The sequence below is a fragment of the Streptomyces showdoensis genome, assembly GCF_039535475.1.
GTDB classification, from domain to species: Bacteria; Actinomycetota; Actinomycetes; order Streptomycetales; family Streptomycetaceae; genus Streptomyces; species Streptomyces showdoensis.
This window is the reverse complement of record NZ_BAAAXG010000009.1, coordinates 61356-70431: the sequence shown is the minus strand read 5'-3', so window position 1 is coordinate 70431 and position 9076 is coordinate 61356. Positions and strand designations below refer to the sequence as shown.

Genomic DNA, 9076 nt, shown 5'->3' with positions numbered 1-9076 from the left:
GTGATCGGCCGGCGGCGCGCTCCCCCTTGCGCCGCCTGGTCGGCTGTTGGCCCCGGGCACCTTCGGAACCCACCTTTCGCCCGGGGCCACCTACCTCGTCGCCTCGGCCTCGCGGATGGCACCCAGCACCTTCAGCGCCGCCAGCTCCTGCAGCGCGGCCGGAAGGGCTGCGGCCCCGTCGACGGTCTCCAGCCCGACGAGGACCCGGCGGACGACGTCGTAGCGGGGGTCCTGCCGAGCTCCCGCCCAGTCGACCGCGAGGTCCCCGGTGAGCGGCGCCTCGTCCTGCCGGCTGTCGATGACGGCTTCGAGCTCGGCGATCCTGCGCTTCGCGCGCGCCATGGCGCGGTCCCACCCCCGCTTGAACGCCTCTTCCTCCTCGTCCTTCGGCAGCTGCTTCAGCCACGGCCGCAGCTCGTGAGCGGCCGCCCAGTGCTCCCCAGCCCGCGCGGTGTCCTCCTCCTGGAGCTGCTCCAGAGGCAGGAAGTCGTACGCCCGCGACAGGTGGTCGGCGAGGCGGGCGGTCACCCGGTTCGGGACCGGCCGCGGGGAGCCGGCGTTGTCCGGCAGGAGCTGGAGGAGACGGTGCACGAGCCCGGCCGGGTCGAGCGCGTGGACCCCGAGGATGTGCCCTCCGAGCTGCTGGTGCGCGCTCTGCCGGGTGCCGCCCTCGGCCGGGTTGGTGTGCCAGTCGCACATCGGGCAGTCGTACCGCACCCGCTCCTCACGCGCCTCGGCGGCCGCCGGGCCCCCGATGGGCGTCTCGGGCCGCGGCGCGCCTGCGGAGGCGGGCAGCTCGATCTGGAAGTGCGTCAGCCGGGAGTCGAGCGCGCCCGGCTCCTGGGCCGCGTGCTGAGGCGGCCCGCCCGAGGCGCGGGAGGTGATGGTGCCAGCGTCGGCCAGTCCGTGCTCGACGGCGAAGTGGTCGCGCACCATCTGCCCGGTGACCGCCATGTCGTGGTGGACCGGGACGTCCAGGTGCCACGCGCACAGCGGGCAGTAGTGGCGCACCGTCCCGCCGAGCCAGTCAGAGCCGGTCATGGGGTGGGTCCTTCCTCGTCGGCCTGGGCCGTCTCGTCGTCGTGCAGCTGGTGCTCGTCGCGCGGGTAGCCGCACGCGCCGGCGCCGAAGAACTGGGCGGCGCACGGGCCGGGGCCCTCGTAGGTGTGGTGGGTGATGAGCCGGTGCTGGCCCTCGCAGCGGCGGATCGCGGCCAGCACGTCCGTGGCGAGCGTCTCCGCCCACCCGCCGGGCACCATCGGCTGCCCAGACGGCCAGGCCATCTTGACCACCTGCTCCAGCGCCGCCGGGTACCGCGGGTCCCGGCGGGTGTCGCCGCGGGCGGCCGGGTTGAAGTCGCTGACCGCGCTCACGCCGCTTCGCCGGAGCTGTGCATCGGGTCCAGGCCGTCCGCCGCGCGCTGCCGGTCGACGTGTTTGCGCGCCTTCGCGATCCGCTCGTCCAGGTCCGGCGCTGTGGCCCACTCCAGCAGGACGTCGGCGTGGCAGAGCGCGCGCGGGGCGCAGGCGCATGCCAGGTCATGCCCGACAAGCAGGGGCAGCCCTGCGAGGATCCGCTCCCGCTTTCGGTCCGCCTCCTCGCTCGTCCACTCCGCGCGGGAGCCGGCCAGCCACTGCTTGAACGCCGACACCGTGTACTGGCGGGCCTCCGACTCGGTGTAGCTGCGGGCTTCGATCGCGGCGACGACGGTGAACGGGTTCCCGAAGCGGCTGGTGCGGTCGACGATCACGCACCCTTCGGGCTTTCGCCATCCGGCGGTGCGGCGGCGCTGGATACGGGACGGCATGGTGGCTCCTGGCGTGGTCGGGAGGGGGATGGCAGTCTGCCCAACGATCGGGGCGGGGGACGGCGCGGTGCGCTGCGTCTCGAGGGCGCGCAGCCGCGCGTGCGTCTCAGGTGTTGTCACCATCGTCCTCCCGTGCCACAAGGCCGTTGACGACCAGCCGGAGGCGGGCGCGCTGCGGGGGCGGGTCTTGGCCGGGGACGGGCCAGTCGTCGGCGCGGTAGCCGTACGAGGGCGGCTCCCAGGCGTCCCAGTCGTAGGCCCATCGGTAGAGGCTGACCCAGTCGGTGTCGAAGTAGCAGGGGAGCAGGCCGCCACGGTTCGGGACCGGGTCGGGTGCCGCGTCGTTCTGCGCCTGGACCTGCTCACGAACACGGAGGAGTTGGTCGTGGTGCCGGCTGCAGAACCAGTGGTTCGTGAGCCAGCCGGTGGCCGGGTCCTTCTCGACGACCTTGTTCTGAGCGGGGGCGCCGCAGACCTTCATGGCGTTGCGGAAGTCCTCGGGGCCGTCGGGGTGGGGCCGCATCCGGGGGCCGCGGCATACCCGGTCGAGCGGGTCGGTGCCGTGCCGGTAGCCGGGCGGCTCGTAGCGGGGGACGTCATCTCGCACCAGCTCGCGCAGGGAGGTACGGCGCCAGTGATGCGGCCGGGTCCCCAGCGCCTTCCCGGTCGCCTTCCAGACCGTGGTGTCGTCGTCGAGGGGGACCATGGTGAGGACGTAGGCGATCGTCAGCAGCAGAAACCGGGCCGAGGCGTCGGCGCGCTCGTCCTGGTAGATCCGCTGGGCGTACTCAGCGAACTTCGGGCCGTCGCCACCGTCTTTGCGCTTCGGCTTCCGCTTCTTCTCCAGCGGCTGGTGAGCGTGGGCCAGGTGCAGGGCTGCTCCCACTTCATGCCTCCTTCGCGTGGTGGTTGCGGGGACGGTGCATGGGCCAGCTGTGGGCGGCCCACAGGCGGTCGGTGTCGATGTCGATGAGCCCGAGCTCCAGGAGGTGGAGGAGTGCTTCGCGTACGGCGCCGTCGACGGCCTGCATGAGGGGCATGGGCTTCGCGAGGGGACCGTCGGGGCTGTTGACGGTCCAGGACGACGCGGCGAAGCCGGCGATGCGGTTGATGGCTGCGAAGTCGCCTTGGTCGGCAGTGTCGACGGCGATGCGTGCCCAGTCCGCGAGGCGGTCGGTGGGCAACGGCGGCTTGGTGGTCACGGGTCAGTCCTCCTCGGGGTCGTCGCGGCGGGCGGCGGCTTCGGTCTCGCCGTTCGGGCCGGCCAGGGCGAGCGCGGCCCGGTGCTTGCGGGTGCGCGCGACGCGGCCAGCAGACCAGCCGTGCTTGGCCGCCACCTCGTCGAGCCCGGCCCGGCAGTCGTCGGTGTGCTGGTGCTCCTGCTCGCAGTCCCAGCCGTAGAGGACGGCGTACAGCCATGCGTCGCTGGAGTCCTGGGCCCAGTCGCGGGAGCCGGTGGCCATGTGCGTACGGACGAGCAGCAGGGCGTTGTGGACGCGCGCGGCGAGGGTGGCATGGTCGGCGAGGAGCGCGTTGTGCTCCTTCCAGCAGCGGTAGAACTCCTGGAGCGCGTCCCGGGTCTCATCGCGGTCGGCTTCGGCGTCCCAGAGCCGGTCGTACAGCTCGTTCAGGGACTGGGCGGTGTGGTCGGCGAGGGGGGTGCGGTGTTCGGGGTCGGTGAGCGGCGGCGCGGGCGGGAGGTCGCCGTGGGCTTCGAGGAGGTGCTCCTGCCACAGGGCGGTGACCAGGCGGTGCCAGCGCTTCGGCGCGGGCGTCCAGCCGCAGGCGCAGTCGACGGTGTAGCGGCCGCTGGGCGTCGTGACGAGGCGGGGGAGGTGGGTGGTGACGATGTCGACGTGGTCGGGGCACAGGTGCCCGCCGTCGGTGAAGATGCTGCTGGTCTTGAGGATGTGCCAGCCGGCGCCAGACCAAGTGGGGCGCGGCGGCGGGGTGCCGTTCATCCAGGAGATGGCGTCGTACTGGCGGATGCAGCCGGGGAAGAGGCACGTGCGCAGGGCGGGCTGGTTGCGGAACGCTTCCACCTCGGCGTGAAGGATGGCCAGCTGCTGGCGCAGATCGGCCTGTTCGGCGTCGGCAAGCTCCATGAACGGCTCGGCGCACGAATGAGAGGAGACCCCGAAGGCTCCCGTGATGGGGCGCATGTAGCGAGCAAGGCGGGCGGGGTCAAGGACGGAGCGCGCGTGGTGGGGGCAGCTCTGACCTCGCTCCCAACCGATGATGCGGTCAGCGGACTCGGCGGGCCAGAGGTACCGGGTGTCTCCGTCCTCGTCTCGGGTCAGAGGGAGGCACAGGCAGCCCTCTACGCCGAAGGAAGTGGAAGGGGCGGCGTTCACGAGGCGGCTCCCGGGACGGTCGGGGTCGGCTCCCAGAACTGGGCCTGGACGTCGTGGAGGACGGCCGCAGGCGGTACCCAGAGGCCGAGCAGGCCGTCGGTCGGGACCGGGCGAGGCAGGGGCCGGATGTCGCGCAGGGTCCAGTGCCAGAAGCTGACCATGCCCCACGGGGCGCAGCAGCCGGCCGGGTCGGCCTGGTGGCAGGAGTCGAGGACGGCGGTGCCGATGATGGCGCCGCGGACGTCGGGGGCGTGGGCCAGCTCGAGGTCGGCGGCGGTCACCTTCGAGTTGTGCGGGGCCTTGGCGGCGTGGATGAGGATCGTGGTCCCGAGGTGCATCGCGGAGACCGAGCGGGAGCGGTTCTCGCAGCGTTTCGTCCCGTGGACGATGGCGTCGGCGTACGGCTGGCGGACGGTCAGGGCGCGCATCATGCGTCTCCTTCGGCGTTGGTGTTCTCGAAGGCGGCGCTGAACGCGCGGGCGACGCCCAGAGCGTGCTCTTCGGAAGCGCAGGCGTGGCAGTCCTCGGAGCACTCGCGGGGCTCGCCGGGGTAGGCGACCTGGTCGTGGAACGGCTCGTCCTCGAGGAGGTCGGCCTGCTGCTCCAGCAGCGCGGCGACGGCGAGGCCGACCATGGGGGAGCCGAAGGCGGCAAGGTAGTCGTTGACCTGCTCGCGGTGTTGGGCCCAGCTCTCGATGAGGACGGTGGGCTTCTCGTGGTTGTCGACGACGACGGGAGACTTGCTACCGAGGGTGTGGCCGACCATCCATCGGGTGCGGTCCTCGTGCGCGGCGGCAGTCGCCAGGGAGCGCAGCCTTTCGGCGGCGTTGCGGATCTTGGTGGCGCTGGAGGTCACGGGGTCGGCTCCTCAGGGGTGGGGGTGATGCGGTGGACGCGGACGGGCGGGGACGGGATGGCGGCGAGGCGCTGGGCCTCGCGCCAGGAGCGGACGTTGGCGAGCGTCCGGCGCGGTCGGAAGGTCCACATGTAGGCGAGGCCGATGGCGAAGATGACCTGGGCGGCCCAGTTCCCGGGGTTCCGCCATCCGCCGTGGGCGTGGTCCTCGGCCCAGGACAGCAGCCGGGGCGCTGGCTGGGTGCGGCCGAAGACGTAGCCGACCGTCAGGGCGGCGAGGGCGAGAACGGCGGTGGTCACGAAGCGACCTCCGCCTCGGCCGGGGCGACGGTCCACTCGTCGCCCTCGGCGTCGCGGTAGACCACCTCCGGCAGGTAGTACAGCGAGGACGACGAAGCGACGGCGTCGCGCGCCCGTTCCTCGCTCGGGTACTGGTCGATGTGGTCGAAGCCGTTGCCGCGCTTCCGTGTGGCCCACTGTCGCTGGCCGCGCCACAGGTACCAGCGGAGCTCGGCCGGGAGGTGGTGGAACCAGGCGGCTTCGGTGGCGTGGCTGGGGTAGCGGCCGACGACGTGGGCGGCCGGGGCCAGGCGAACGCGGGTGCCGCAGGAACAGCTGACACCGACGTCGTTCTTGTAGCCCCGGCCGTCGGTGATGGGCTGGTGGGCGGTGAAGGCGTTGGGGTGGTCGGGGCAGAGGTGGAGAGAGAAGCTGCCGTAGCAGCGCTCGCGGTACGACAGGGTGCGCGTCCGGCGGCGGCCCGGGAACGGGTCGTCCGTGGTGGCGGGGATGTGCGCGGTGGACTTGAGCTTGGTCCAGCCGTCGGGCGGGGTGATGTTGTCGTGGCCGATGCCGTTGGCCTCGCAGTGCGGGGCGTCGCAGCGGAATCGGGTGAGGGTCTCGGTGCTCACTCGGCCTGGCCTTCCTGGTTGTCGGGTGTGCACTCGTGGTGAGACCAGAGCAGCGTGCCGTCCTCGACCGGCTCGAACGCCCACGTCACGTCGCAGTCGCCGCAGTGGAAATCGCCGTAGAAGCAGACGTCAGCCACGGCGGGTCTCGCTCTGGCTCTCGGCGGCCGCGAGGGCGATGAGCTCCTGGCACAGCTCGGGCATGGAGAAGATCTCGCGGAGGACGGCGACGAACCCGTCGCGTTCCACCGGCGCGAGGCGCTCCCACACCGTGTGCGCGTCGCGGTGCGCGGCGATGGCCTTGATGTGTTCGGCCTCGGTGGCGGCGGTGCGTTCGGCGCCGCACTGGCCGCAGCGGTAGGTGGCCTGGTCCCAGCCCTGGGGTGTCAACGTGCCTCCCCGGTTCCGTGCAGGAGCGCGCGGGCGACGATGACGGCGGCCAAGTCGCCGTGGGTGGCGTTGGTGATGGTGAAGGTGTGGAGCGGGGTGGGAGTGGTCAAGGCGACTCCTCGGGAAGGGGTGGGTCAAGCCTGCCGCGTCTGGGCGCGGTTGTTCCCCCTGCTCGGGTGCGGCCGGGGTGCCCCCATCATATCCATAATCTATTGTGTAGGCCATAGGTTATGGGTTAGTCTCTGGGTGTCGGAACGGGGCAAAGCGCCTCAGAACGGCGACAGAAAAGAGAACAGGGGAGCCCCAGATGGCCAAGGTCTGTGTGGAGATGTGCTCGTGCGACCGCGGATACATCCGTGACGCCGTCCTCGATGAGGACACCGGCAAGTCGATCCCGATCGACTACCTCTGCCGGAAGTGCGACGGAACCCAGTGCATCGACTGCGCCTACGGAGATGGCTGCGCGTAGGAAGGGACGAAGCAAATGAGTGGGCCCTCCCGGGGTAAGCGGGAGGGCCCACGCGCAGCATATGGAGGCCACGATCTACTGGGGCGTACCGGCCCCGCGCGAGGGTCCGGCGGCGTTGAATATGCCTATGGACATAGTTGAGGGCGGAATCGCCGCCGTCGCCGCCGCGTTCAGCGGCTGGGCCGCGTACAGCGCCATGAAGGCCGCCGATGCCGCCGACGACAACTCCAAGGTGGCGAACCAGACTGCGGAGCTGGCGCGGCAGACCGCAGAGGCCGTGGCCCAGATCGAACGGGACCGCTGGCACAAGGAACTGACGCCGCGCATCGTCTGCAGGCTGACGCAGGAGCGCGGCATGCTGGAGCTGGTGGTGGCGTACGAGGGGCCGACCACCCTCGGGAAGCTGAGCGTCGTGTCGTTGACCATCCGCGACGACAGGGACCGCAGCACCGCGCCGGCCCTCGGTGGTGGGCTGCCCCTCGAGGAGGTCAAGGCGACGATCTGGGGGCCCTACCGCTTCACCAGCCGCACGCCGGAGGACAACACTGGGCGGACGGCCACGCCGTTCTCCGTGGAACCGGGCGATGAGATGCGGTTCTCGGTCACCCCCACCTTCCCGCACCGGCTCTACGGGGGCGACGGGAACACCGCTCAGTGGAGGGCGGAGTTCCTGCCGAAGGACTTCCGACTGTGGGTCGGATGCGAGGCAGAGGGGCACAAGCCCTGGAAGCTGATGGCGGATGTGCCGCACGAGGACGGGGTCTCGCGGGACCCTGCCGGGGTGCTGGCGTCCTAGGCGCTGCGGGGGAGCCAGCGGGACGTTTCTCCGGTGAACCACTTCGCCCGCCTGGACCAGACTTCGGCTGATCGGCGGACAAACGGCAGGCCAGGGCGCTATCCACGTGTTCGTGATCAAGAACATGGCCCGCGGCCTCGCCGCGCTCTCCCTCGCCCTCGCCCCGCTCGCCGTCCCGCACACCGCGCTCGCCGCGCCCCAGGCGCCCGGGGCCGCCGTGGTGCTGCCACTTGCCGAAGCGATCAAGCAGATCCCCGTCGCCGCCGAGTCCCGAGACGGCTACGAGCGGACCAAGTTCAAGCACTGGAACGCCGGCCTGGATCCGGCCGACGGCTGCAACACCCGCAACGAGGTCCTCCTCGCGGAGGCGATCGAGTCGCCGACGGTCGGGGCCGGCTGCAAGCTGACCGGCGGCCGCTGGTTGAGCTACTACGACGGCCAGGAGGTCACCGACCCGGCCAAGCTCGACATCGACCACGTGATCCCGCTCGCCGAGGCCTGGGACTCCGGTGCGAGCGCCTGGACCGCCGCGCGGCGCGAGGCCTACGCCAACGACCAGGGCGCGGCCAGCTCGCTGGTGGCGGTGACCGCCCGGTCGAACCGGTCGAAGGCAGACCAGGACCCGGCGCAGTGGATGCCGCCGGCCCCGGAGGCGATCTGCCGGTACATCGAGGAGTGGACCGCGGGCAAGAGCCGCTGGGGCCTGTCCGCGGACCAGAGCGAGATCGACGCCCTCAGCGTGTACGCCGACGGCCCGTGTGACGACTCGGTCGTCCACTACACCCCGGCGCCGTAGTGGCAGCGGAGCAGACCGCCCCGGGCCGTGACAGGGGTGCCTGTCACGGCCTGGCCAGCGCATTCGCCCAGTCGGGTACAGCTCGACGGAACACCGCGTCGCGCTTCACGCCGCTCGCTAGGCTGCGCGCCGTGATGAGGAGACGGTTACGTCTGCTGCTTGCCGCGGCAGCCTGCACAGCCCTCGTCGGCGCTGTTCCGGCCCCGGCAGCTCGCACCGCCGCGGCGGCCGCGTGCGTGGGCGGCGAGACCGAGTCCAAGGGCAACTCCGCCGTCGACGACGGGGAGATCCGCTGGACGGACAACACCGCCTACGACGACGCCCGCAAGTACGCGATCTCGACGTGGCAGTACTCCGGATCGAAGATCAAAATCGTCGCCGACTCCGCGCTCACCTCCAACGACGTCGAGTTCAAGGACGCCAACCTCGGCACCCGGGCCACCGACCCCCTCGGCCGGTACGAGCGGCACGGATCCTTCGGGGCGACCGACTACATCATCTTCAACAAGCAGAAGCTCGCCGGCGCCTCGAAGGACCGGCTGCGCTACGTCGCGCTCCACGAACTCGGCCACGCCCTGGGCCTGTGCCACAAGAGCGACACCGTCGTCTCCCTGATGTGGAAGACAGCGCCGTCGCCCGGCTACGAGATCACGTGGATCCCCGACGTCGACAAGACCAGCTACAAGAAGCTCTGGGGCTGA

The 9076-nt window shown here is 71.4% G+C and carries 16 protein-coding genes; 4 read left to right on the top strand and 12 right to left on the bottom strand.

Annotated features, from left to right (window positions below; translation table 11 throughout):
• Nucleotides 1-90: 90 nt before the first annotated feature.
• The 12 genes from ABD981_RS05210 to ABD981_RS05155 all read right to left on the bottom strand — a co-directional run bounded on the left by ABD981_RS05210 (nt 91) and on the right by ABD981_RS05155 (nt 6314).
• Nucleotides 91-1041 (bottom strand): hypothetical protein, encoded by a 951-nt coding sequence (locus ABD981_RS05210; RefSeq protein WP_046909282.1) that lies wholly within the window; start codon nt 1039-1041, stop codon nt 91-93.
• Nucleotides 1038-1373: a hypothetical protein gene (locus ABD981_RS05205; RefSeq protein ID WP_046909283.1), complete on the bottom strand. Its 336-nt coding sequence runs from the start codon at nt 1371-1373 to the stop codon at nt 1038-1040. Before ABD981_RS05205 ends, ABD981_RS05210 begins: the two co-directional genes overlap by 4 nt.
• On the bottom strand, nt 1370-1807 hold the full coding sequence (locus ABD981_RS05200) for a DUF4326 domain-containing protein (RefSeq protein WP_123954709.1): 438 nt from the start codon (nt 1805-1807) through the stop codon (nt 1370-1372). The genes ABD981_RS05205 and ABD981_RS05200 overlap by 4 nt, the downstream gene beginning before the upstream one ends.
• A 106-nt stretch (nt 1808-1913) precedes the next feature.
• Nucleotides 1914-2693, bottom strand: a complete 780-nt coding sequence (locus ABD981_RS05195; RefSeq protein WP_046909284.1) for a hypothetical protein — start codon at nt 2691-2693, stop codon at nt 1914-1916.
• Nucleotide 2694: 1 nt separating this feature from the next.
• The gene (locus ABD981_RS05190) at nt 2695-3009 is read right to left on the bottom strand and encodes a hypothetical protein (protein ID WP_046909285.1); all 315 of its coding nucleotides are present in this window, start codon (nt 3007-3009) and stop codon (nt 2695-2697) included.
• A 3-nt stretch (nt 3010-3012) separates the two neighbouring features.
• Complete coding sequence (locus ABD981_RS05185) at nt 3013-3912, bottom strand: thioredoxin domain-containing protein (RefSeq protein ID WP_046909286.1); 900 nt, start codon at nt 3910-3912, stop codon at nt 3013-3015.
• A gap of 245 nt (nt 3913-4157) precedes the next feature.
• Nucleotides 4158-4592: an ASCH domain-containing protein gene (locus tag ABD981_RS05180; RefSeq protein WP_345528089.1), complete on the bottom strand. Its 435-nt coding sequence runs from the start codon at nt 4590-4592 to the stop codon at nt 4158-4160.
• Nucleotides 4589-5017 carry a hypothetical protein gene (locus tag ABD981_RS05175; protein WP_046909288.1) on the bottom strand — a complete coding sequence of 143 codons (429 nt, stop codon included), beginning with the start codon at nt 5015-5017 and terminating at the stop codon, nt 4589-4591. The genes ABD981_RS05180 and ABD981_RS05175 overlap by 4 nt, the downstream gene beginning before the upstream one ends.
• Nucleotides 5014-5316, bottom strand: a complete 303-nt coding sequence (locus tag ABD981_RS05170) for a hypothetical protein (RefSeq protein WP_046909289.1) — start codon at nt 5314-5316, stop codon at nt 5014-5016. Before ABD981_RS05170 ends, ABD981_RS05175 begins: the two co-directional genes overlap by 4 nt.
• The gene (locus ABD981_RS05165) at nt 5313-5927 is read right to left on the bottom strand and encodes a hypothetical protein (protein ID WP_046909290.1); all 615 of its coding nucleotides are present in this window, start codon (nt 5925-5927) and stop codon (nt 5313-5315) included. Before ABD981_RS05165 ends, ABD981_RS05170 begins: the two co-directional genes overlap by 4 nt.
• Nucleotides 5924-6064 (bottom strand): hypothetical protein, encoded by a 141-nt coding sequence (locus tag ABD981_RS05160; RefSeq protein ID WP_165590971.1) that lies wholly within the window; start codon nt 6062-6064, stop codon nt 5924-5926. Before ABD981_RS05160 ends, ABD981_RS05165 begins: the two co-directional genes overlap by 4 nt.
• The gene (locus ABD981_RS05155; RefSeq protein ID WP_046909291.1) at nt 6057-6314 is read right to left on the bottom strand and encodes a hypothetical protein; all 258 of its coding nucleotides are present in this window, start codon (nt 6312-6314) and stop codon (nt 6057-6059) included. The genes ABD981_RS05160 and ABD981_RS05155 overlap by 8 nt, the downstream gene beginning before the upstream one ends.
• 307 nt (nt 6315-6621) lie before the next feature.
• On the opposite strand from ABD981_RS05155, the gene ABD981_RS05150 reads away from it, so the two are divergent.
• From ABD981_RS05150 to ABD981_RS05135, 4 genes are all read left to right on the top strand, one after another.
• Nucleotides 6622-6783, top strand: coding sequence for a hypothetical protein (locus ABD981_RS05150; RefSeq protein ID WP_165590972.1), 162 nt, complete (start codon nt 6622-6624; stop codon nt 6781-6783).
• A gap of 127 nt (nt 6784-6910) precedes the next feature.
• Nucleotides 6911-7579 carry a hypothetical protein gene (locus ABD981_RS05145; RefSeq protein WP_131723898.1) on the top strand — a complete coding sequence of 223 codons (669 nt, stop codon included), beginning with the start codon at nt 6911-6913 and terminating at the stop codon, nt 7577-7579.
• 112 nt (nt 7580-7691) lie between these two features.
• Nucleotides 7692-8375, top strand: a complete 684-nt coding sequence (locus tag ABD981_RS05140) for an HNH endonuclease family protein (protein ID WP_046909322.1) — start codon at nt 7692-7694, stop codon at nt 8373-8375.
• Between the two features lie 236 nt (nt 8376-8611).
• Nucleotides 8612-9076, top strand: coding sequence for a matrixin family metalloprotease (locus ABD981_RS05135; protein ID WP_046909293.1), 465 nt, complete (start codon nt 8612-8614; stop codon nt 9074-9076).